This window comes from Bacillus sp. MRMR6 (genome assembly GCF_001940785.1).
Classification (GTDB): domain Bacteria; phylum Bacillota; class Bacilli; order Bacillales; family Cytobacillaceae; genus Neobacillus.
Map to the genome: position 1 here is coordinate 42,234 of NZ_MSLS01000013.1, position 21,297 is coordinate 63,530.

Here is a 21,297-nt window from a genome sequence, read left to right on the forward strand (position 1 = left end):
TACAAAACAGGGAGTCCGCTAAGACTCCCTGTTTTGTATTACAGTTAGAACCTATTCTACCTTAAAAATAGCCCCGCCAACACCTAGATCTGTTGTCAGGTGGATAATTACTTCCGCGTCTTCGTATGCTTCATTCACATAGATTCCGTCACCTTTGGAAATAAGTCCGACAAATTCCGAAGATCCGATCCCTTTTGAGGAGTCTATTTTTACACCAATTTCCTTTGGAAGAATAACGGTAGTTTCTCCAACTCCAAGTGCAAGTGATGCATTGAAACTTTCTTCCCAATTGCCGCCAAGATCAATGGTAATATCTCCAACCCCAGCGTTTACTTCCAAACCACTAATCTTTAAGCCTTTCAAATCGATATTGGTATCAGATGCTCCCGAATTTATGGTTAGATTTAATGGGATTTTGTTCGTCAAGCTTAGCTCCCAGATATTTTTAATCTTACCAAAGTTAATATTATTCCCTTTTTTATTTTGTTGGATCACAGCCGTTCCTTTAGTGCCTTTAAGTTTGTAAGTTACATCTGGTTCATACTTACGGTCCCTATATTCAATTGTTCCTTCAACCCATTCATCAGCCCCTGGAACAACCGTTAACTCACCTGCACCCAATTTAAGTTCCAGTTCCAATTCCTTTGCCTTATCCTTTTCAATTTTGATCGTACTGGTTTGTTCCTTACCATTTGCTAATATCCCACAACCACTAGTCAATAACAACAACGAAGCTGCGATAATTCCTAAAAATAATTTCTTTTTCATGATTTTTTCCTCCCTTTATCCTCACTAACCACATTGTAAGGAAAATCATCATGCTGCAAAAACGGCTATAGATTTAAATCGTTATCAGTCCTGAGACGTATGACAGTTAAGTCCGCCATTTGTCAAATACTTCCTCATACCTATTTTATCATTGGTTTCGACACCATACGAAGATTATCTCTATTAAATAATTACTGGAAATGTATATAATAGAGAAATAATGAACAATGAGAAGGAGGGATTCAATGTCAAAGACCATTTTTACAAACGGAAAAATTTATACATTAGACCGAATGCATCCTGTAGTAGAAGCAATAGTTGTTGAAAATGGCAGAATCGTTGATGTAGGTTCAGACCATGATATGAACCTGCAATGGGGGAGGGCCGAGGTAACTGTTGTTGATTTACAAGGAAAAATGGTTACCCCTGGTCTAACTGATAGTCATTTGCATTTATCAGGAGTAGCCTTTCATTTTCTTGACCTTGATCTCTCAGGGGTTAGATCGAAATCTGAGATGCTAGCAAGGATTAAAGAAAGAGCAAATAGTATAGAGCCTGGAAAATGGCTAATTGGAATGGGCTGGGATGAAAATTTATTCACAGACGGAACTTTCCCTACCATTGATGAGTTAGACTTTGTCGCGCCACATTGTCCGATATACTTGAAGAGGACTTGTCATCATGCTTTTTTAGTTAATAGCAAAGCACTTGAGGTTTGTCAGTACCATTCCGGAATCTCGGTGCCACGAGGAGGAACGGTTGTTCTAGATCCGTACTCAAACACACCAACAGGTCTACTCTTGGAAGCTGCTTCCCAAATTGTCACAGCACATATTCCAGAACGATCGTATGAGGAGTTAAAAGCCGGGTTGGGACAAGCCATGGATTTCGCAGTAAAGAAGGGGATCACCTCTGTACATACGAATGACCCAGCCTACTTGGGAGGACTCGATCAAACATACAAGATGTATGATGAATTAATTAATCAAGAGACTAAAGATCTGCGCTGTAACCTGCTCATTGATTATCCATTCCTAAATAGATTAAAAGAAAGAGGGATGTCTGCGGGATCTGGAAATGATAAGCTACAAATTGGTGCAATGAAGATTTTTGCGGATGGGGCCTTTGGAAGAAGGACTGCCCTTTTATCAGAAGCCTATCATGATGAACCGGGGCATTTTGGAGAGGCCATGCATGACCAAGAAGCACTCTTTCAAATGGTGAAAGAGGCTAGAGAATTTTCTATGCCGATTGCGGTTCATACCATCGGTGATCAAGCGCTAACAAATGTACTTGATATACTAGACCAGTTTCCTCGAACAGCTTATCGTGACAGATTGATTCACACTTCTCTTGTCAGAAAGGATTTAATTCATCGTTTAGCAGATCCAAATAGAGTAGCAGATATCCAGCCAAGGTTTATTGTCGGCGATTACCCCTGGATTAAGGAAAGACTAGGGGAAGAGAGGGAGCAGTATTTATATGCTTGGAAGACGCTGCTTACTTCCGGAGTTTTATGTGCTGGAGGGTCTGATGCTCCGGTTGAGCCTGTTGACCCATTATTAGGAATTCATGCTGCCGTTACACGAAGGGCACCTGGACAGAAACACGAAGGTTGGAATAAAGCAGAGAAATTATCATTATTGGATGCCGTTAAGCTGTTTACAGTCGGCGGTGCATATGCAACGAACGAAGAAAAGATAAAAGGGACCCTCTCAAGGGGCAAGCTTGCAGATATGACGGTTTTTTCAAGGGATCTTTTCACGATAGATGAACCTGATCAATTAATAGTGACTAATGTTGAAATGACCATTATTGATGGAAATATCCAATCATAGAATAGCGATTTACAGGGCCGTGACAAATTTCATGGTCTTTTCATTTTGTTAACACAATTGTAAATAAATGCACCATTAAGTTTGCAAGATTCAAAGTATAATTAAGTTAATTAATCTAGCTATTCGAATGAAAATTTTTTGAGGATGTGTAATGTATGAAAAGGATTACAGGACTATTATGGTGTATTCTTTTACTTTTTGGAGCAGCCCATGTATCGGCTGAGGATGGTGGGATATTAGAGGCAAGTTATGATTATACGGATCCCGCATTTAGAGGCGTAGTCGATATGCTTGCGATGGAAGGACATTCTCACGACGACCTTTCTAGCTGTAATGTAAAGCAATTATACTATGCGGAAGTAGCAGAGATGTTTAATAAGGGCATGACAAAGGATGAAATCCTTGATTATTATATACAAGAGCAGGGAGTTCAAGCACTGTTAGCCCCTCCAGGAGATGGATTTAACCTGTCACTTTGGGTTACACCATTTCTATTATTACTAATTGTCTTTATTCTAATTTATTTCCTTATCAAAAAATGGACAAAGAACAGTTCAAGAGGCCGTCTGGCAGTAGAAGAAGAGCTCACACTTGAGGACGATATCTATAGTTCGATGATTGAGGATGAGCGTAAGAAATTGATCTAAGTGATCTATAAAAAAAGTCGTCTGTTTAATTGGACGGCATTTTTTTTATTAATTTTCTAAAAAGTAAATATAAGGGATATTTCATTTGCTAATTTAAAAGGCTTGTTCGAGCAAACTTAAAGAGGAATTAGCAGGTTTATAGTAGAATAAAAATAATAAAGTGAAAAGTAAACACCGTAAAAAAAAATAGAGTCGAGGTGCTGTAAATGGATGATCGTTTTTTTCGTAGTGCAATGGGGAAGTTCGCCACAGGAATTACAGTGGTAACAACAGAAGTGGATGGAGAGGCACATGAAATGACAGCAAATGCATTTATGTCCGTTTCGCTCAATCCTAAGATGGTGCAGGTATCAATTGATAAAAGAGCAAAGATCCTTAATTTGATCCAACAATCTAAAAAGTTCGCGATTAGCTTCCTATCTGAAGCACAGGAAAGTGAATCGATGCGATTTGCCGGCCAATTAAAGGACGATCAAGTTTATTCCTTTGAGCGTTTTGGTGAACTTCCGGTAATAAAGGACGCATTAGCAAACATCGTTTGTACTGTATATAAAGAAGTAGAAGCTGGAGATCATATCCTATTTATCGGTGAAGTTACTGATTTACAAGTTAGCAAAGGGAATCCTTTGTTATACTTTGAAGGAAAATACAGTAGATTAACCTAGTGAATTTCGAAAGAGCTGTCTAATGGCAGCTTTTTTTGTACGCTAATAGGAAACTATAATTTTTTTCAAATTTATACTTTCCTAACGCATAAGATAAACTAAGGTATTCGTCTTAAGGAATTGGCGAATGCCAAGTTTTTCTAATTGTACTAGTAGCTTTCTTCTGTAAAATAAAAAGAGGGAGGGGTTTACTTGTATAAAAAAATGAGAATCATCTTAGGCATCATTGTCCTTGTACTAGCTGGCTACGGTTTAATCACCAAAAATTTTATCGCACAGCCATTTATGATGCTGACATTAAGTGCATTTATAGTAGTCGGAGGAATCAACGAGTTTAAGCAAGGAAGAAAAGGACGGGCTTTTGTTAGTATTGCTTTCGCACTATTCGTTTTGATCATTTTAGTCCAGATATTAGTAAGTAAATAAATAGAAAAAGGTGACAGCACGTTATGTGAGCTGTCACTTTTTTTCGTAGTATATGGGTTTTTTTGGAATAAACTCAAATATTTGCTTTGACTCAAGACTGTCCACTAACCGATTCAGCCAATCATAATACTCAATGGCAGAGGTGAGTTTCTCAATATCCACCTTCACTTGTTTTTTTATATGTATATCAATATTTTCATCTTCTAAGAGTGCATGTAAATCGGCGAGTGAACGCTCCATAGCCGATTTATTAATCGAGATACCCGCACGCCATTTTATCGTAAAAAAATCAGTAAAGGTCTGGTACCAATCCGGCTCCGCCTCATATAGATCTTTTCTAACCCCTTTTTTCCAAATCTTTCCAACCATTTTTAACTCCAACAGACTGCGAACTGACGTACTCATACTGGTCTTGCTCATGCCGAGTTCTTCTTTCATTTCATCTAATGTTAATGGGCCCTCTTGAAAATACAAGGAACCATATAATCTTCCTATAGACTCTGTTACTCCATATAAATTCATATTTTGAGATATTGCATCAATTACCCGCTCACGGGCTTTTTTTAACTCTTTCTCGCCATTCATTCCAATATCACACCCATCTCTAGTACGCGTTTCTATAATAGACTATCATGTATCTTTAAAAAGTAAAGTATCCACTGTGGGAGGAAGCGGCAGGAATATCGAGGATTTTTAAGTATTCTGACTATTCTTTACGTACAGTTTTTTCTGTACGTACTTTACGGCCGAATATGACTATTTACCAACATTGCCCTTTTTATCCAAAAAAGACTACAATAGTTTGGTAAAGGTGCAATCCGTCTTATTCAGCAAAAAAACGGCGGTGACAGGCACCGTAAGAAGGGAGGGAACACGATTTGAAAATTAAAGTGCAGAATGTCACAAAGGTTTTCGGAAGGACTAAGAAGGCGATTCAACTTTTGAATGCTGGGGAATCTAAGCATGAGATATTAAAGAAAACTGGTGCAACGGTTGGTGTTAATCAAGCTAGCTTTGAGGTTGCGGCTGGGGAGATCTTTGTTATCATGGGCTTGTCTGGAAGCGGAAAATCGACGTTGGTTCGAATGCTTAATCGGCTCATCGACCCAACCATTGGGGAAGTATACATCGACGGTCAGGATATTGTAAAAATGTCAAAAGAGCAACTTAGAGAGGTACGCCGCAAAAAAATCAGCATGGTCTTTCAAAAATTTGCACTTCTGCCGCATCGAACGATCCTGGAAAATGTCGAGTATGGCTTAGAGGTACAAGGAATGCCTAAGGACTCCCGGAGACAAAGAGCAATGGATGCACTGCTTCTCGTTGGCTTAGAAGGGTATGAACATCAATACCCTAAACAATTGAGTGGCGGGATGCAGCAAAGAGTTGGATTAGCAAGGGCCCTTGCCAATGACTCAGATATCTTGCTAATGGATGAAGCCTTTAGTGCTTTAGATCCCTTAATACGCAAAGATATGCAGGATGAATTATTAGAGCTTCAATCCACGATGAAGAAGACCATCGTCTTTATCACTCATGATTTAGATGAGGCCTTACGGATTGGTGACCGAATCGCTTTAATGAAGGATGGATCGATTGTCCAAATCGGTACTCCTGAAGAAATCCTCATGAATCCTTCGAACGACTATGTTGAGAGATTCGTAGAAGATGTTGACTTATCAAAAGTTCTAACAGCTGGCCATGTCATGAAAAGAGCTGAAGCGGTTTCAATCGAAAAAGGCCCGCGGGTTGCTCTACAAATCATGAAAGAGCTAGGAATTTCAAGTATTTATGTCGTGGATAAAAAGAAGACCTTATTAGGGGCTGTCACTGCAGCAGGTGCAAAAGCCGCAATGGATCGTCACGAGAACTTAAGTCAAATTCTACAAGCAGATGTGACGACTGTATCTCCAGATACCTTATTAACCGACTTATTTGATAAAGTTTCGGCCGCAACAATCCCAGTTGCAGTGGTCGACGATAATAAGAGACTAAATGGTATTTTGGTTAGAGGAGCCGTCATTGGTGCACTTGCAGGTAATAACAACGATATCAATCAAGTACATAATGCACAATCAGAAGCCGCTGCTGGAGAATCTAGCAAGGAGGTGAAAATAAAATGGAACAATGGCTCCCGAAAATCCCAATAGCTAATTGGGTTGATGTTTTTGTAGATTGGCTGACAACCAATCTGGACGTCGCATTTGAAGGAATTACTACTATTCTAGAATCCATAGTAGAAGGGATGGTTACCGGTTTTAACTTTATCCCTTCCTATATATTTATGATTCTCATAGCCTTATTAGCTTGGAAATTATCAACAAAAGGAATTGCTATTTTTACTGTTATTGGTCTGTTTTTAGTAGACAATCTAGGATATTGGGAACCAATGCTGCAAACGCTCGCTCTTGTTTTAACGGCAGTATTTATTTCGATCCTTTTAGGAATTCCGTTAGGGATTTGGGCTTCGCAAAAGCAAACGGTTCGAAACATAGCAGTGCCCATTTTAGATTTCATGCAAACCATGCCTGCTTTTGTATACCTGATACCTGCTATTTTCTTTTTTAATATTGGAGTAGTACCGGGTGTTGTTGCTTCCGTTATATTTGCGATGCCGCCAACGATTCGCCTTACGATCCTAGGAATTCAGCAAGTGCCTGTAGATATTATTGAGGCGACGGAGGCTTTTGGATCGACCACCAGCCAGAAATTGCTTAAAGTTCAGCTTCCACTTGCTATGCCAACGATTATGGCTGGAATTAATCAAAGTATTATGCTTGCCCTTTCAATGGTGGTTATTGCTTCCATGGTCGGTGCACCTGGACTTGGTGCAGATGTATACCGTGCCGTTACACAGATTCAAATTGGGAAAGGTTTTGAGGCCGGTTTAGCAATTGTAGTAATTGCCATTATTTTGGACCGGATTACCCAAAATATAGGGAAAAACAAAAAACAAGGGGGAACTGTTTAACATGAAGAAAAAGTGGATGCTAATGGGGTTAGCTGCCCTGCTTACAGCTGGTCTTGCAGCTTGTGGCTCAGACAAAACAAGTAATAGTGAAGGTTCAGTCGGTGACAGTGTAAATTATAAAATCATTGGGATTGATCCTGGTGCCGGCTTGATGAAGGCAACGGCAAAAGTGATTGAGGACTACGAATTAGAGGAATGGACACTTGTGGAAGGATCAAGCGCAGCCATGACTGCGGCTTTGAAAAAGGCGTATGATAAAAAGGAACCAGTTATTGTGACAGGTTGGACACCGCACTGGATGTTCGCTTCCTATGATTTAAAATACTTAGAAGATCCGAAGGGCGTTTTTGGAGAGGATGAAAACATTCATACGATTGCTAGAAATGGTTTACAAGATGACCATCCAGAAGCATACCAAGTTTTAGATCAATTTGTATGGACACCGGATGATATGAATGTCGTCATGAATAGTATCGTAAATGGAGAAGAGCCTGAGGCTGCTGCAGCACAATGGGTGGAAGAGAATGCTGATAAAGTGGCAGATTGGACAACCGGAGTGAATAAAGTTTCCGGAGATGAAATTACTCTTGGTTATGTGGCTTGGGATAGTGAGATTGCCAGTACCAATGTCATTGCCATTGTATTAACCGACTTAGGTTATAAAGTGAAACTGACTCAAGTAGAAGCAGGACCCATGTGGACAGGTGTTGCTAATGGAAGCCTTGATGCACATGTTGCAGGTTGGTTACCATCCACACATGCTGACTACTATGACAAGTACGAAGGCGATTTTGAAGACTTAGGAGAAAACCTGTTAGGAACTAAGCTAGGTTTAGTTGTTCCAGCGTACATGGAGATCGATTCGATTGAAGATTTAAAATAAACAAATTTGTTGACCCCTTACTTGTCGGTAAGGGGTCTGTTTTGTTCATACATTTCTATCTTGGAGTTAATGTTTTTACTGAAATAGCTGGAGAGAAGGTTGTCACTATACAGCCTTCCAAATGCTTGTCACTCAACAATCCAAGTGTAAGAGCAGATTTAATTTTTGCATCATCCGGTTTTTTTACCACCTGAATGAGCTCATTCATTTGAAGATTCTCTAATCTTTGGACGGTTAGCTCTTCATTATATTTCTCCATTTTTCTCATTTGTCTTTGCAGTTTGTAGCCATTTACGGATATTTCACCTTTATCATTTGGTCCTACAAGTTTATTAAAGTACTCATGAAATAAGTCTTTTAGTTGATTCATTTCCAAATCGATTTCCTTTTTCTTCTTTCCGAGCTCATAGTATTTAACCAGCATTTCTTCTGTTATGAAAGAATCATTATTCTTCAGCATGACCTTTCCTCCTTCAGCGAACGTATATTCTAATTTATTTTCACTTCGGTAAATTCATTACTTCTTTCCATCTACAAATTTTTCATTCCAAAATTTTGTTTTTTTTCCAAATAATATGATAGAATAATGTTAATTTAGAAAATTCAAACTATTATACGAGGTGAAAATGATGAATGTTCCATTAGTGTTGCCTGAGTTCTTAGACCGTGCCACCCTTTTATATGGCAATAAAGAAGCGGTTTTTTGTGACAAAAGAGTTTTTACATATCAGCAGTTAAATGATAGAGTAAACCAACTTTCACATGGACTTCGCGCACTTGGGGTTGAAAAAGGGGATCGAGTTGCCTACTTAGCACCTAATACGGTTGAAATGCTAGAAGGTTTTTATGGTGTTTTTCAATTAGGGGCTGTCATGGTACCTCTAAATGTTCGCTTAAAACCTGACGATTATCTGTTTATCTTAAATCACAGCGAATCTAAGATTCTATTAGTCGATCAAGATCTCTATCAATTAATTCAGCCTATTAAACAGAAGCTAGCAACGGTGAAACACATCATTGTTCATTATAAGGATGAACAAACTCTTGAGATTGGTTATGATCAATGGTTGCCCGAACATTCCATAGCAAAGTTCAAACGGGCTGACCTTGATGAAAATGATATCTCCAGTCTGCTTTATACCAGCGGAACAACCGGCAATCCAAAGGGAGTTATGTTAACACATCGAAATAATTATCTTCATGCATTAGGGACTATGCATCACTTGCGGGTAACTGATCGTGATGTGTATCTTCATGTTTTACCTATGTTTCATGTTAACGGGTGGGGAGCACCTTTTTACTATACAGCCAATGGGGCTGCTCATATATGCTTAAAAAAGGCTACGCCTGAATCAATTTTTAAAGCCATTCAAGACTATAAGGTTTCTGTCGTTCATATGGCACCGACGGTATTAAATTCACTTTTACAATATTATGAAATACACAACCCAGTCATTGAGCAGGACGTACGTGTCGTGATCGCTGGATCGGCTCCGCCGCCAGCGTTTGTTTCACGGGTAGAAAAGGAACTTGGCTGGGAATTTATCCAAGTATATGGCATGACAGAGTCCAGTCCACTCAGTCTAGTTTCAACCATCCGCAGCCAGTTAACCCACTTATGCTCTGAAGAGCAATCGAGAATAAAGGCAAAAGCTGGTTATCCGATGATTGGAAGTGACGTTCGGGTTGTCAATAAAAATGGGGAAGAGGTAGTCCATGATGGGAAACAGATTGGAGAAGTGGTGACTAGAAGTCATGGAGTTATGTTAGGTTATTGGAAGAATCCTGAAGCCACAATGGAGGCAATTCGTAACGGATGGCTTCATACGGGTGATATGGGGACTGTTGATCAATATGGGCATATTGATATTGTCGATCGCAAGAAGGATGTGATTATTAGCGGTGGGGAGAATATTTCCTCGATTGAAGTGGAGGGGGCATTGTATGAGCACCCCGCTGTGTTAGAGGCTGCTGTAATTGCCATTCCACATGAGAAGTGGGGAGAAACACCGCATGCCTATGTCGTGTTAAGAGAAAATAGGCAAGTAAGTGAAGCAGAAATTATTACATTTTCTAGAGAGCGTTTAGCCCACTTTAAAGCGGTTACAGGTGTGACCTTCGTTGATGAGCTCCCAAAGACAGCCTCAGGGAAAATACAAAAGGTCCACCTTCGTGACGAATACTGGAAAGAAAAGGGTAAGACCGGACGATATGTAAATTAATTACAAATAAAGGAGCTTGGATAATTTACCAGGCTCCTTTATTATGCACTTAACCAATCATTACTTTTTCTTCAGCATATCTTACCTTTGCTTCTTTCTGTGGCTTTAACAGGGCATAAGCCATGGTAAGCGGGCCCAATCTTCCGATAAACATCATAATCGTAATGAGCACTCGGCCTATAGGAGACAGTTCGTAGGTTAAACCCGTAGACAATCCTACTGTTCCAAAAGCAGATAGAGTTTCAAACAGTAGGTCATTCATTGCCGCATCTTCCGTATACGTCAGTAAAAAGAAGGTTATGAAGACAAATACCATGGCGGTTACACCTATTGACATCGACTTGTTAACAAGGTCCCAAGAAATTCTTCTTTTAAAAATTTGTACATGTTGGCGGTTTGTAATAACTGTCCAAATCATCATTAAAATAATGGCAAAGGTAGTTATTTTGATTCCACCTCCGGTTGAACCTGGTGCTGCACCAATAAACATAAAGGCCATCATACTGATTTGAGACGATAAGGTCATCTGACCAATATCAATCGTATTAAAGCCTGCCGTACGGGTAACCACTCCTTGGAAGTAGGAAGCCCAAAGTTTGTCATCCAGCGGCATCGGCCCTAATGTAGCGGGATTATCAAACTCTGATTCTAGCATAATTAAAAAACCCGCAATATTTAATAGTAATGTCATCCAAAGCACTATTTTTGAATGAAGAGAAAGCTTTCTAAACGATCGTTTTTTCCACATATCAAGGATTACAGTAAAGCCAATTCCACCTGTAATAAAAAGAAGAGTAATTGTTAGATTAATAGCTGGATCACCTGCCCACTTACTTAGGCTGTCAGTCTCAAGACCAAAACCTGCGTTATTAAAAGCGGATATTGAATGAAACACCCCGTAATAAATGGCCTTTCCAAGCTGCATTTCAGAAGCCCACCGCATGGATAACAAAATTGCCCCCAATAATTCAACAAGTAAGGTAATAAGGATAATTCGCTYTACCAGTTGCACCACTCCCGAGAGTGAAAATACATTCAAGGAGTCCTGTAGTATCAATCGCTCCTTTAAACCAATTTTCTTACCTAGAAGAATGAACATAAAAATACCTGTGGTCATAAACCCTAAGCCGCCAACTTGAATTAAAAATAGCAAGACTATTTCGCCAAACACCGTGAAGGTTGTACCTGTGTCAACAACCACCAAGCCGGTCACACATACTGCAGAGGTTGCTTCAAACAAGGCATCAATAAAACCAAGCCCGCGCCCTTCCTCGTAAGTAGAAAAGGGAAGCATTAACAAGAGGGTACCGAGTAAAATCAAACCAGCAAAACCCAAAACGAGAATTTGGGCAGGATGTAAATGAATCGAGTTATTTCTTCTGTTTAAAAAGTTCATAAGGAACTCTCCTTAAAATATTATTCCAATCAGGAAATTAAACAAATCGTACTCCTATCCAATTACTTTGTAAATAGGGATCATCGATCGAATTTTACACAATAGTGTCTATCCGTTTTTAAAAATGGGTGCCTATTTTTCTAGTATCATGATATTTGTGTAAGCATGTCCATTATTTTAGAATAATATAGTTCTTGTAAGGGATCCCTTTTTACAATATATAAAGAGAGAAAGGGGTGAAAACAAATGCAATTTACTCTTGGTGATTTCCTAGCTGTATTACTACCTCATTATTATTGCTTCTAGCACCTATACTTGGTATTCCACAAGACCCTCTTCGAACAGCTCTATGTGATATTGCTGGTTGTGGTGCTCCAGCTTAAGTTCTAAATTAGCCATCTCAAGATGGAATTTAAGATGGTTCCAGCGCCTAGAAGATTATTGAGGTCGAATAGTCTTACAGGTTATTTTTTTAATATAGTGATTGGTTGAAAAATTTAAATAATAAGAAGGTGCGTAATTGATGAAGGATGAAAAAATAGTAAATGAGCCGTTAAAGGCTCATCAGGTAGGGATGAATAATATTACTGACCTCTTTAAAGATCAATCCAGTGTAATGAATACGATAAATGAGCTAGTTAAAGCTCAAAAAAATGGCTTGGATATTAGAGATTTTCTAAACGTGCAAACAACTGAACTTGAAAATATCTCCACTGGTAATTTAATGGGACTTGCAAATCAAAAGCTAAATGAAGGCGCTATAGACTTAGGTTCAATCATGAATGTGGCATCTACCCTATTAAAAAATGAGTCGGTGATGAATTCTTTGCAGGGGTTGGGAAAGGGAAATGAGAGCGCTGCTAAAAATACAGCAAAAGCGAGCGTAGATCTATCTGAGATTAAAGAGGTAAATGAACAACATTTGGTCCAGATGAAAGCGGAAATGGCTTCGATTAAAGAGTTAATGGAAAAGGAGCTTAGTCAGATTAAAACAGGTCTTGAATCTGTTCATGATTCAATACAAAAATTATCGATTGATATAATGGCAATAAAACTAGAACTTCTCGATACTAACAGGGTAGTGTTAGGATTAGGTGAACAATTATCTTCGAAAAAGAAAAAGGATAAAAACAACAAAACTAGCTAGTGTTTGAAAAATCCGGTCTAACAAAGACCGGATTGCGTTATGATTTATATCCAACGTCCATTATTATTTTCGATTGCAGTATATAGGGCAATATAACTATCCAATTTCTGACTAATCTTTATCGTTTGCTCGTTGTTTAAACCTTTACTTAAACCACTATGAATCATTTCTTCTCTTAGGATTTCTATTTTATCTCTTAGAATATAGGGGCAATGTTTAGTTGAGTCCATTTTATCCCTTCCAATATCAATAATATACATAAATAGTAAAATTATCTAAAAATGCATTGCGTTCCCATTATAAGTAAAATGGCGTGATTAATCAGTGAATATTCTCACTAACGGTTTGACAGAATACATTTCATTTTTATTTTAATAGATTCTATAAGTGAAGTATGTCGAATTAAGGCGACAATCCATAAATCGATTAACTACCTTTTTTGGTAGGACTTTAGTAGAATAAAAATAACTCCGTATATTTCTGGGGTTACTTTATTTTGAAAGGGGTTTTACACATGGGAATATCATTATCAAAAGGGCAAAAGGTAGATTTAACAAAAACTAACCCAGGATTAACAAAAGTAGTTGTCGGACTTGGCTGGGATACAAACAGGTATGATGGCGGGGCAGACTTTGACTTAGACGCGAGTGTCTTTCTTTTAGATGCTACAGGTAAATGCGCATCTGAACGAGAATTTATTTTTTATAATCAGCTTGAAGGTGGAAATGGTTCTGTCGTACATACTGGTGATAACCGTACTGGTGAAGGTGACGGAGATGACGAACAAATTAAAGTTAACTTAGGATCCGTACCGGCTAATGTAGAAAAAATCTCTTTTGTTATCACGATTCACGATGCTGAGTCACGCGGCCAAAATTTTGGCCAAGTATCCAATGCATTCTGTCGTATTGTTAATGAAGATACTAATCAAGAAATTATTCGATATGATCTTGGAGAAGACTTCTCGGTTGAAACAGCCATTGTTGTTGGAGAGTTATATCGTCATAACGGTGAATGGAAATTTTCAGCAGTCGGCTCGGGCTATCAAGGCGGACTAGCCCGAATTGCTACAGACTTTGGCTTACAAGTATAGTTTAATCATTAGCAGCAAGAAGAAATCTTTTTCTTCTTGCTATTTTTATTTTTCAAAATTCCTTTTGCACTTTACAGCATTAATCATTGAAAGAGTTTTTAGAAAATGCTATAATGAACTTGTTTAAATTCTTCTGAGTTTAGACCTCCTAAAAAAGGGCTTAGCCTTGACCACTAAGCTCATTTAACCTTTGACTAGCTCAAAGGTTCTTTTTTTTGCGCTTTATTATCAATGGAATGAATAAAATGCTTCGTTTTAGAAAAAATGATATATGGTTCCGGAAAAAATTTTTAAGTATGAAGGAATAAAAAGGAGAATGTAAAATAAAGGGTCAAATTACGCCGTACCTTAATTTCGACGGGAGAACAAAGGAAGCTATAGAGTTTTATAAAACTGTATTAGATGCTAAGGTAACGGTAGTTCAAACCTTCGGAGAGGCAGATTATCCCACTCCGCCTGAAGCAGATGATCGTGTAATGCATGCACAGTTGAAAAAAGGTGATCTTTCGATTATGTTTTCAGATACCTTTCCAGGACAAGAGGTAGTGGTCGGTAATAATATTTCTTTGACACTCGAACCTGAGAGCGATGAGGAAATTCAAAGGCTTTATGATGAACTAAGTAAACATGGCAAGCAATTATCAGAGTTACAGGATACCTTCTGGGGTGCAAAATATGCGAGGGTACAAGATCGGTTCGGGATCATCTGGGAGCTTAACTTACAAAAATCATAACTTATTGAACAAAAGCACTTAAAGGTGCTTTTTTTATGGAGAGGATTGCAAAAAAAAGAAAGTGGCTTTGAACCACTTTCTAAAGGAGGTTTTGTATCATGGGTTAATACAATATATGTTTTATTTGTACAAGCATGTAGTAAACCTGTCCTATTTGTATAAATATTTTTATTTTTTTTGAAGTAGTTCGCTTAAGGACGTTTCCAGGTCAGTATATTGAAAGCGGAAATTTTGTTCACTAAGTTTCTTTGGGATACATCTTCTTCCGGTAAGGGCCAGGCTTGGTTCCGTTCTCATTAATAGATATGCTCCCAGCCATACAAGAGGAGCAGGGGCGGGAGGACTCCAAGGCTTATGTAAAACTTTGCGTAATGTCAGCATAAACTCCTTATTTGATACAGGATTAGGACCAGTGGCGTTATATATTCCTGTGTAGTTTTCGTTTTCAATCGATTGTAAGAACATTTCATTTAAATCATCGATATGAAGCCAGCTAATAAACTGCTTTCCAGAGCCTACCGTACCACCTAGGTTATAACGTGCTAACTTTGCTAGAGGTTCTAGTGCGCCGCCATCTCTCCCTAAAGCAAAGCCAATTCTTAGTAGTACCTGGCGAGTTGCTGGGAGAACCACTTTAAAAAATTCTTGCTCCCATAGTTCACAAACCTTTACTGAGAAACCGGAACCATGCTGTGAATCTTCATCGCAAATCTCATGGGTATCCCCGAATATAGCCAAAGACCCTGCTTGAACAAAGGCTTGTGGAGGTTCGGAACAGTTTAATATGGCTTCTTTTAATACTCTGACCGAATCGATTCTCGATTTGATAATTTCTTCCTTGTTAGCTTTGGTATAAATACAATTCACACTTTTCCCTGTAAAATTGACAAGAGCATAAGAACCATTTAGTTCTGCTGCCCAATCGTCTAAGCTAAATCCATCCCATTGGATGTATTTAATTTCACCATCATTAAATGGTTTACCCCTTGTTAAAATAATCATCTCATAACCCCTTGTAACCAGGAAGTCGGCTAATGCTTTTCCTAAAAAGCCAGAACCGCCTGCTAAAACGATCTTTTTCCCCATGTGCCATCTCCTTATTCTAAGAATCTTTGTTTCATTTCTGGCGTAGGCAGCATACAGCTATCTTTCTTTCCAAACCATTGATAACGATTTTTTGCAAATAAGTCATAAATCTTGTCTCTTATTACAGGAGGGATCACGCGAAAAACGGAGAAGATGCTCCACGCACCGCTTAATTTCAGACAAACGCGTAAGGCAGCTGTAGATTTAATGTAAACTTTATGATCTTCAATCAAAACAAAACTCTTCATTTCCGTTTGATAACCGCATTCTTTTAGTAACTTTTGTCCCATTTCACTTTGGAGAGAAGCAAACTTGAAATATGCGTTAGGATCTCTGTTAATGATAAATTGAACACTGCTATTGCAAAGGTTACAAACACCATCAAATAGTATGATTCGTTCCATGATTCACCAACTTTACGTATTCACCCCATGTGCATTTAGCTTACCATAAAGGTAATAAACTTTTAAATATTTAAAACATCAGCATGTTAATAACGATGGATGTGAGATTAACGATTAAACTAGAAAAAACTTTTCTGTAATCATCCTAGAATACCCAAACAAAAAAGCACTCAACGGTGCTTTTTTTCATTTTCCTCATCACTGTACGCCTCAGGTGGACAAAAGGGGCAAAATGTCCACGGGTGGTGCCTGTCACCATTTTATTTCACCAATTTACATATATAATCCTGCCAGGAAGATTCCTAATGTTTCTTGGTAGATTTCGTCAAATTGGGTGAGTGGAAGGGGGTTGATGCCGCTGCCGAGTTCGACGGTGAAGCCTGGTCTCCGCCAATCTTGGATGAACCAGTCTTTATATCCAGCGTAGCTTTCGATGGTTTTGACTGGCTGATAGCCGCTGACCCTGCCAAATTCATTTACTATGGTTTCAGATTCTGGTGGCTCAAGATTTTCAAAGCCCCAATAAATGACTTCTCCCTGCGTATGAAAGGCTAATACTCTTGCAAAATCCCTTCTCCTTGTTAAATCTGCCATAGCAATGGCTTCTGGCTCTGATAGGGGCCGTTCTCCTACATAATCTCTTGGTCCTGGCTGTGTTGGGTTACGGGCTTTTTCTAATTCCCATTTAGCGGGGAACTGATCATTCAAATCTACCCCTCTAATATTAGCCTTCCAGCCTGAAAAATCTGTACTGCCATCGTTTAATTCAATCACTCTATTTGCCCATGTTTCATTTTCTGGAGGGCCGTTTAATACCAGATCCACTCCATCTGGATTGACCATTGGAACCAACGATAAGGTAGTTTGCTGGTACAACGGAAGGGTTAGGAGACCGCGAATTGGGTTTTGATTGGTTAACGATAAACAGTAATCATTTAGTAAAGTCATTAATACTGCCGTCGTAATCCATTCATTGGCATGAAACGACCCATTATAATGAATCCTTTTGGAACCCCTGCCTATCAGTAATTCTGGTATTTCTTTACCAAGAACAGAGTTGCCAATCATAAACATACGTAAGAAGGGATAGACTGATTGCAATCTTCTACTATCACTCATCACCTGACTATAGTCATAGGGTTGCTTTCCTTGCACAATCCGCCAGGTAATACGTAATGGAAGATTGATCGTTTGTCCCACCCGAAGCTGGTTAGGGTTAACGTTTGGATTTACCCGCAATAAGGCTTCTAAGGAAAGATTCCGACTTTGTGCAATACCCCAAAATGTGTCACCGGCTTTCACCTGATAATTTTGGGTAACAAATCCAGGGATGCGAATTCTCTGTCCAACAGCCAGCTGATTTGGCTGTATGTCCTGATTTGAATCCTCGATGAGCGGAAGACTTATATTGAATAATTGACTATAGTACCATAAAGAATCACCTTGCCTAACAAAGATATCCATGTAGATCCTCCTGGTCTTATTAATGGTAATCATTAAATATGTATGCATAACTATTTAAATTATTTGTTCTTTACCTAAATTGGATATTTTGGGGAATTAAATAACTAACATCAATGTTAGTGTCCGGAATGCTATTTGTTCAAGTAATGATAATTTGTATCTACTAGGCAATAATAGGAGTAATTTAGAGAAGGATTGAAGGAAAATCGAAATTTTGGAAGAGAGGAATAACAATGGAATTTGATTGGATTTGGAAAGCCGTCATTATCATTCTTGGTGGCACCTTATTACTGAGGTTTGCTGGCAGGAAATCCATCTCGCAAATGACCTTAGCACAAACAGTCATCATGATTGGTATTGGATCATTACTAGTACAACCCGTCGCTGGCAAAAACATATGGGTAACACTGGGTGTAGGTGCCGTCCTGGTCGCAACTTTGGTTGTCCTAGAATTCGCTCAATTGAAATCGGATACGGTTGAGAAATTCATCACAGGAAAAGCAAAAGTTGTAATCGAGAATGGAGTTTTGGTTGAAAAAAACATGCGTAAAATGAGGCTGACTGTTGACCAGCTCGAGATGAAATTAAGACAGAATAACGTATCAAAAATAAGTGATGTCCGATGGGCTACACTTGAGCCCAATGGGATGCTGGGTTATATGTTAATGCCTGAAGCACAGCCCGTAACGAATAAGCAATTTGAGATGCTCCAACAAGATATCCAGTCGATTAAACAATTATTAAATCCATTACTATCAAATCAGAACATACAGCAAACCCAGCAAACTGAGGAAGCAAACCTATTTAAAGAAGTAGATACCAAGTCACATCCTTCATCACCGCCGCAGCATTTGCAGTAGTCCCCTTTTTAAAGTAAAGAGGAGCACACTCAATATAATTTTGCTCCTCCTTCACTTTCCTCCTAGGAGTCACTAACATTTTCACCTACTGACGTTGACTTAACTCCTTCCAATTCTTTTTCAAGCGTTTTAACCATGCGTTGAAGTCGGTACTGTCTTAGTACCCCAAACAGCCCTACAACTAAGCCTCCAACTAAGGCAGAGCCAAGGATAATGAGAATCAGCGGGATATTGGCATAACCAATTAAATAATTCACGCTGACAGACTCCACATTCACAACTGCAAAAATTGCCACTATTAGCGAAAAGAACAATCCTAAAAGAAAATTCCATTGAAACCGCATAAATATCACTCCTTTAGATTTAAAGCCATTGATTACTATATTACTCTATATACCCAATAGTTAGTTGGACTATGTTTTACTTTATGAAAGTACATATTTACCCATCATTTTCAGATACTACTAACACAATATACAATAGGAAAATATACTTTGTAACTGATTGGGGTTATAAGATGGAAGATAAAACAAACATTCGTTTAACAGCAGGGGAAATGGCTGGGTTATGGACACAATATATTAATGATACTTTAACCAATTGTGTGAACAGTCATTTCTTAATGAGTGTCGAAGATGAAGAAGTTAAGCCAATTATTGAATTTGTACTCAATACATCTAAGAGTAATATCGAAACATTAAAGGCTATATTTATTAAAGATAACTTCCCTGTACCTAATGGCTTTGGTGAAAAAGATGTTAATCCTCATGCTCCTAAACTATTTTCTGATACATTTGTGTTGATGTATTTAAGAAATATGTCGATATTAGCCATGGCAGCAAGCGGTACTGCATTAGGAATTGTTACTCGGCCAGATGTTGTGCAATTTCATAAAAACGTCTTAAAATCGGCCGTGCTTCTTCAGGATTTAACCCGAGATTTAATGTTGAAACAAGGTACATATATCAGGCCTCCCTATATATCTACCCCTGATCGGGTTGACTTTGTGAAGAATCAAGATTTTTTAGCAGGCATCCTAGGACATTCACGACCCGTTACAGCCATTGAAATTACCCACTTGTTTCTAAACGTCCAGACAAATGCGATTGGTAAAGCACTTATATCAGGTCTTGCACAAACAGCAAAGCTTGAAGAGGTAAAAAAATTTCTTCAAAGGGGGAAGAAGATTGCTCAAAAGCATGTAGATATTTTTAGCGGTATATTAAAGAAGGAAGATTTACCTGCTCCAATGAGCTGGGATACAGCTGTCTCAGATTCCACTACACCTGTTTTTTCCGACAAGCTGTTAATGTTCCATATATCAGCAATGATTGCAGCGGGAGTAGGTAATTACGGAATGGCGATGGCAGCTAGTCCAAGAAGAGATATCGCGTTAAAATATGCATCCTTAGTTCCGGAAATCTCGTTATATGCAGAAGATGGGGCTAACATAATGATTAAGCATGGCTGGCTTGAGGAACCCCCACAGGCTGATGATCGCAAAAAATTGATTAAGGGCGAGTAGGTTGTACTAAATAACCTAAATAAAAAAGTGACACTGCCCATTCATTGGACACCTCCCCTTCATATTGTACAGTGGAGGAGAGATGACATTATGAGCATTAGATCAACAATCGACGTCCGCCATGGTCATGGACATCCTGGACATCATGGGCACCATGGACATCACGGGCACCACGGACATCACGGGCACCATGGACATCATGGACATGGGCATCACGGGCACTACGGTGGTGGATATGGAGGTGGTTTTGGTGTACCGTTAACTACCGGTTTATTAGGAGGTTTGACTCTTGGAGCGTTAGCCTCACCAGGAGTTGGCTACGGCGGTTATCCATATCCAGCGCCCGCACCCTATCCGGCACCATACTATCCATATGGCGGGGGATACTCCTATTATTAAGATAGACCATAGCTTAAGGCCCTTTTAAAAGGGCTATTTTATTTTCGGTAGTCATATATAGTGTATTTTATGTTATGTTAATACATAGAGTTTTTAAAGGTCGAGAGGAGGGAAAGGGATGTCTGGTACATTCAAAATACAAAAACCAAAAATACCACAAAGTTTAAACCCTATTACTTTCAACGAAATGGATGAAAATCATATTGAACTGTGTATCATAAGTGACACTTCTATAAACGATGAAGAAATGGACAGAATCCGCTGTGAACAAACTGTATTTAAAAATGTTACTTTTCAAGATGTTTCGTTCAGAAATATTCAATTAACTGATGTAATCTTTGACCATTGTGATTTATCAAATACAGATTTTAGCGGTGGAATTATACACAGGGTTGAGTTCAAAGACTCCAAATTACTAGGACTGAACCTTACGGATGCAACACTCGGGAATGTATTTTTCCAGAATTGTAACGCTAATTTAACCGCTTTTGGTTATGCCAGGTTAAAACAAGTTAGTTTTCACACATGCTCAATTCGTAATGCAGATTTTTATGAGTCAATTTTTAGTAAAATTGATTTTCGAAACTGTGATTTAAATGATGTCAGTTTCGCTAGGACTCCGTTAAAGGGAGTCGATTTAAGCACCTGTACATTCAATCGGTTAAACATATCTATAGAGGAATTAAAGGGATGCGAGGTTTCAGCCGAACAGGCAATTGGCTTTGCAAGTCTTTTCGGATTGATTATAAAAGAATAATTTGCTATCCTT

General features: G+C 38.7%; 24 protein-coding genes. 15 read left to right on the forward strand and 9 right to left on the reverse strand.

Annotation, left to right across the window (positions count from 1 at the left end):
- Positions 1–51: 51 nt before the first annotated feature.
- Complete coding sequence (locus BTR25_RS13915) at positions 52–768, reverse strand: toast rack family protein (protein WP_075688653.1); 717 nt, start codon at positions 766–768, stop codon at positions 52–54.
- Positions 769–1,013: 245 nt separating this feature from the next.
- Between BTR25_RS13915 and BTR25_RS13920 the strand changes: the two genes are divergently transcribed.
- The 4 genes from BTR25_RS13920 to BTR25_RS13935 all read left to right on the forward strand — a co-directional run bounded on the left by BTR25_RS13920 (position 1,014) and on the right by BTR25_RS13935 (position 4,344).
- A complete protein-coding gene (locus tag BTR25_RS13920; RefSeq protein ID WP_075688654.1) occupies positions 1,014–2,606 on the forward strand; it encodes an amidohydrolase in 1,593 nt (530 codons plus the stop codon).
- 155 nt (positions 2,607–2,761) lie between these two features.
- Positions 2,762–3,253: a cytochrome c-type biogenesis protein CcmH gene (locus BTR25_RS13925; RefSeq protein ID WP_075688655.1), complete on the forward strand. Its 492-nt coding sequence runs from the start codon at positions 2,762–2,764 to the stop codon at positions 3,251–3,253.
- Between the two features lie 206 nt (positions 3,254–3,459).
- Positions 3,460–3,918 (forward strand): flavin reductase family protein, encoded by a 459-nt coding sequence (locus tag BTR25_RS13930; protein WP_075688656.1) that lies wholly within the window; start codon positions 3,460–3,462, stop codon positions 3,916–3,918.
- Positions 3,919–4,110: 192 nt separating this feature from the next.
- Positions 4,111–4,344, forward strand: coding sequence for a DUF3953 domain-containing protein (locus tag BTR25_RS13935; RefSeq protein WP_075688657.1), 234 nt, complete (start codon positions 4,111–4,113; stop codon positions 4,342–4,344).
- 33 nt (positions 4,345–4,377) lie between these two features.
- Here BTR25_RS13935 and BTR25_RS13940 read toward each other — a convergent pair whose 3' ends face one another.
- Entirely contained in the window at positions 4,378–4,929 is a 552-nt protein-coding gene (locus tag BTR25_RS13940; protein ID WP_075688658.1) for a GbsR/MarR family transcriptional regulator, read from the reverse strand.
- A 293-nt stretch (positions 4,930–5,222) separates the two neighbouring features.
- Here BTR25_RS13940 and BTR25_RS13945 point away from each other — a divergent pair, with 293 nt between their 5' ends.
- The 3 genes from BTR25_RS13945 to BTR25_RS13955 are packed head-to-tail and all read left to right on the forward strand — an operon-like array spanning position 5,223 to position 8,198.
- Positions 5,223–6,494, forward strand: a complete 1,272-nt coding sequence (locus BTR25_RS13945) for a quaternary amine ABC transporter ATP-binding protein (RefSeq protein ID WP_075688659.1) — start codon at positions 5,223–5,225, stop codon at positions 6,492–6,494.
- Positions 6,464–7,315 (forward strand): ABC transporter permease, encoded by an 852-nt coding sequence (locus BTR25_RS13950; protein ID WP_075688660.1) that lies wholly within the window; start codon positions 6,464–6,466, stop codon positions 7,313–7,315. The genes BTR25_RS13945 and BTR25_RS13950 overlap by 31 nt, the downstream gene beginning before the upstream one ends.
- Before the next feature lies 1 nt (position 7,316).
- Positions 7,317–8,198 carry a glycine betaine ABC transporter substrate-binding protein gene (locus BTR25_RS13955; RefSeq protein WP_075688661.1) on the forward strand — a complete coding sequence of 294 codons (882 nt, stop codon included), beginning with the start codon at positions 7,317–7,319 and terminating at the stop codon, positions 8,196–8,198.
- Between the two features lie 55 nt (positions 8,199–8,253).
- Here BTR25_RS13955 and BTR25_RS13960 read toward each other — a convergent pair whose 3' ends face one another.
- The gene (locus tag BTR25_RS13960; RefSeq protein ID WP_075688662.1) at positions 8,254–8,658 is read right to left on the reverse strand and encodes a hypothetical protein; all 405 of its coding nucleotides are present in this window, start codon (positions 8,656–8,658) and stop codon (positions 8,254–8,256) included.
- 169 nt (positions 8,659–8,827) lie between these two features.
- On the opposite strand from BTR25_RS13960, the gene BTR25_RS13965 reads away from it, so the two are divergent.
- A complete protein-coding gene (locus tag BTR25_RS13965; protein ID WP_075688663.1) occupies positions 8,828–10,420 on the forward strand; it encodes a long-chain-fatty-acid--CoA ligase in 1,593 nt (530 codons plus the stop codon).
- Positions 10,421–10,469: 49 nt separating this feature from the next.
- On the opposite strand, the gene BTR25_RS13970 is transcribed toward BTR25_RS13965, so the two are convergent.
- The gene (locus BTR25_RS13970) at positions 10,470–11,816 is read right to left on the reverse strand and encodes a TrkH family potassium uptake protein (protein WP_075688664.1); all 1,347 of its coding nucleotides are present in this window, start codon (positions 11,814–11,816) and stop codon (positions 10,470–10,472) included.
- Positions 11,817–12,339: 523 nt separating this feature from the next.
- Between BTR25_RS13970 and BTR25_RS13975 the strand changes: the two genes are divergently transcribed.
- Positions 12,340–12,963 (forward strand): hypothetical protein, encoded by a 624-nt coding sequence (locus tag BTR25_RS13975; protein ID WP_075688665.1) that lies wholly within the window; start codon positions 12,340–12,342, stop codon positions 12,961–12,963.
- 44 nt (positions 12,964–13,007) lie between these two features.
- Here BTR25_RS13975 and BTR25_RS13980 read toward each other — a convergent pair whose 3' ends face one another.
- Entirely contained in the window at positions 13,008–13,193 is a 186-nt protein-coding gene (locus BTR25_RS13980) for an aspartyl-phosphate phosphatase Spo0E family protein (protein ID WP_075688666.1), read from the reverse strand.
- Between the two features lie 284 nt (positions 13,194–13,477).
- Here BTR25_RS13980 and BTR25_RS13985 point away from each other — a divergent pair, with 284 nt between their 5' ends.
- Positions 13,478–14,056 (forward strand): TerD family protein, encoded by a 579-nt coding sequence (locus tag BTR25_RS13985; RefSeq protein ID WP_075688667.1) that lies wholly within the window; start codon positions 13,478–13,480, stop codon positions 14,054–14,056.
- A 335-nt stretch (positions 14,057–14,391) separates the two neighbouring features.
- The gene (locus BTR25_RS13990) at positions 14,392–14,790 is read left to right on the forward strand and encodes a VOC family protein (protein ID WP_368482994.1); all 399 of its coding nucleotides are present in this window, start codon (positions 14,392–14,394) and stop codon (positions 14,788–14,790) included.
- 168 nt (positions 14,791–14,958) lie between these two features.
- On the opposite strand, the gene BTR25_RS13995 is transcribed toward BTR25_RS13990, so the two are convergent.
- From BTR25_RS13995 to BTR25_RS14005, 3 genes are all read right to left on the reverse strand, one after another.
- Entirely contained in the window at positions 14,959–15,876 is a 918-nt protein-coding gene (locus tag BTR25_RS13995) for a TIGR01777 family oxidoreductase (RefSeq protein ID WP_075688669.1), read from the reverse strand.
- A gap of 11 nt (positions 15,877–15,887) precedes the next feature.
- Entirely contained in the window at positions 15,888–16,280 is a 393-nt protein-coding gene (locus BTR25_RS14000) for a thiol-disulfide oxidoreductase DCC family protein (RefSeq protein WP_075688670.1), read from the reverse strand.
- Positions 16,281–16,553: 273 nt separating this feature from the next.
- The gene (locus BTR25_RS14005) at positions 16,554–17,744 is read right to left on the reverse strand and encodes a M14 family metallopeptidase (protein WP_075688671.1); all 1,191 of its coding nucleotides are present in this window, start codon (positions 17,742–17,744) and stop codon (positions 16,554–16,556) included.
- Between the two features lie 233 nt (positions 17,745–17,977).
- Here BTR25_RS14005 and BTR25_RS14010 point away from each other — a divergent pair, with 233 nt between their 5' ends.
- A complete protein-coding gene (locus BTR25_RS14010; protein ID WP_075688672.1) occupies positions 17,978–18,604 on the forward strand; it encodes a DUF421 domain-containing protein in 627 nt (208 codons plus the stop codon).
- A 62-nt stretch (positions 18,605–18,666) separates the two neighbouring features.
- Here BTR25_RS14010 and BTR25_RS14015 read toward each other — a convergent pair whose 3' ends face one another.
- Positions 18,667–18,948 carry a LapA family protein gene (locus BTR25_RS14015; protein WP_075688673.1) on the reverse strand — a complete coding sequence of 94 codons (282 nt, stop codon included), beginning with the start codon at positions 18,946–18,948 and terminating at the stop codon, positions 18,667–18,669.
- Between the two features lie 173 nt (positions 18,949–19,121).
- On the opposite strand from BTR25_RS14015, the gene BTR25_RS14020 reads away from it, so the two are divergent.
- From BTR25_RS14020 to BTR25_RS14030, 3 genes are all read left to right on the forward strand, one after another.
- The gene (locus tag BTR25_RS14020) at positions 19,122–20,129 is read left to right on the forward strand and encodes a DUF3231 family protein (protein WP_075688674.1); all 1,008 of its coding nucleotides are present in this window, start codon (positions 19,122–19,124) and stop codon (positions 20,127–20,129) included.
- 90 nt (positions 20,130–20,219) lie between these two features.
- Positions 20,220–20,528, forward strand: a complete 309-nt coding sequence (locus tag BTR25_RS14025) for a hypothetical protein (protein WP_075688675.1) — start codon at positions 20,220–20,222, stop codon at positions 20,526–20,528.
- A gap of 118 nt (positions 20,529–20,646) precedes the next feature.
- Complete coding sequence (locus BTR25_RS14030; RefSeq protein ID WP_075688676.1) at positions 20,647–21,285, forward strand: pentapeptide repeat-containing protein; 639 nt, start codon at positions 20,647–20,649, stop codon at positions 21,283–21,285.
- Positions 21,286–21,297 lie beyond the last annotated feature (12 nt).

Bases quoted from the DNA above. Each gene is read 5' to 3' on its own strand.
- BTR25_RS14000 (WP_075688670.1), bottom strand. From the start codon at position 16,280: ATGGAACGAATCATACTATTTGATGGTGTTTGTAACCTTTGCAATAGC.
- BTR25_RS13985 (WP_075688667.1), top strand. From the start codon at position 13,478: ATGGGAATATCATTATCAAAAGGGCAAAAGGTAGATTTAACAAAAACT.
- BTR25_RS13950 (WP_075688660.1), top strand. From the start codon at position 6,464: ATGGAACAATGGCTCCCGAAAATCCCAATAGCTAATTGGGTTGATGTT.
- BTR25_RS13930 (WP_075688656.1), top strand. From the start codon at position 3,460: ATGGATGATCGTTTTTTTCGTAGTGCAATGGGGAAGTTCGCCACAGGA.
- BTR25_RS13980 (WP_075688666.1), bottom strand. From the start codon at position 13,193: ATGGACTCAACTAAACATTGCCCCTATATTCTAAGAGATAAAATAGAA.
- BTR25_RS14010 (WP_075688672.1), top strand. From the start codon at position 17,978: ATGGAATTTGATTGGATTTGGAAAGCCGTCATTATCATTCTTGGTGGC.
- BTR25_RS14025 (WP_075688675.1), top strand. From the start codon at position 20,220: ATGAGCATTAGATCAACAATCGACGTCCGCCATGGTCATGGACATCCT.
- BTR25_RS14030 (WP_075688676.1), top strand. From the start codon at position 20,647: ATGTCTGGTACATTCAAAATACAAAAACCAAAAATACCACAAAGTTTA.
- BTR25_RS13995 (WP_075688669.1), bottom strand. From the start codon at position 15,876: ATGGGGAAAAAGATCGTTTTAGCAGGCGGTTCTGGCTTTTTAGGAAAA.
- BTR25_RS13975 (WP_075688665.1), top strand. From the start codon at position 12,340: ATGAAGGATGAAAAAATAGTAAATGAGCCGTTAAAGGCTCATCAGGTA.
- BTR25_RS13965 (WP_075688663.1), top strand. From the start codon at position 8,828: ATGAATGTTCCATTAGTGTTGCCTGAGTTCTTAGACCGTGCCACCCTT.
- BTR25_RS13940 (WP_075688658.1), bottom strand. From the start codon at position 4,929: ATGAATGGCGAGAAAGAGTTAAAAAAAGCCCGTGAGCGGGTAATTGAT.
- BTR25_RS13925 (WP_075688655.1), top strand. From the start codon at position 2,762: ATGAAAAGGATTACAGGACTATTATGGTGTATTCTTTTACTTTTTGGA.
- BTR25_RS13920 (WP_075688654.1), top strand. From the start codon at position 1,014: ATGTCAAAGACCATTTTTACAAACGGAAAAATTTATACATTAGACCGA.
- BTR25_RS13915 (WP_075688653.1), bottom strand. From the start codon at position 768: ATGAAAAAGAAATTATTTTTAGGAATTATCGCAGCTTCGTTGTTGTTA.
- BTR25_RS14005 (WP_075688671.1), bottom strand. From the start codon at position 17,744: ATGGATATCTTTGTTAGGCAAGGTGATTCTTTATGGTACTATAGTCAA.
- BTR25_RS13960 (WP_075688662.1), bottom strand. From the start codon at position 8,658: ATGCTGAAGAATAATGATTCTTTCATAACAGAAGAAATGCTGGTTAAA.
- BTR25_RS14020 (WP_075688674.1), top strand. From the start codon at position 19,122: ATGGAAGATAAAACAAACATTCGTTTAACAGCAGGGGAAATGGCTGGG.
- BTR25_RS13955 (WP_075688661.1), top strand. From the start codon at position 7,317: ATGAAGAAAAAGTGGATGCTAATGGGGTTAGCTGCCCTGCTTACAGCT.
- BTR25_RS14015 (WP_075688673.1), bottom strand. From the start codon at position 18,948: ATGCGGTTTCAATGGAATTTTCTTTTAGGATTGTTCTTTTCGCTAATA.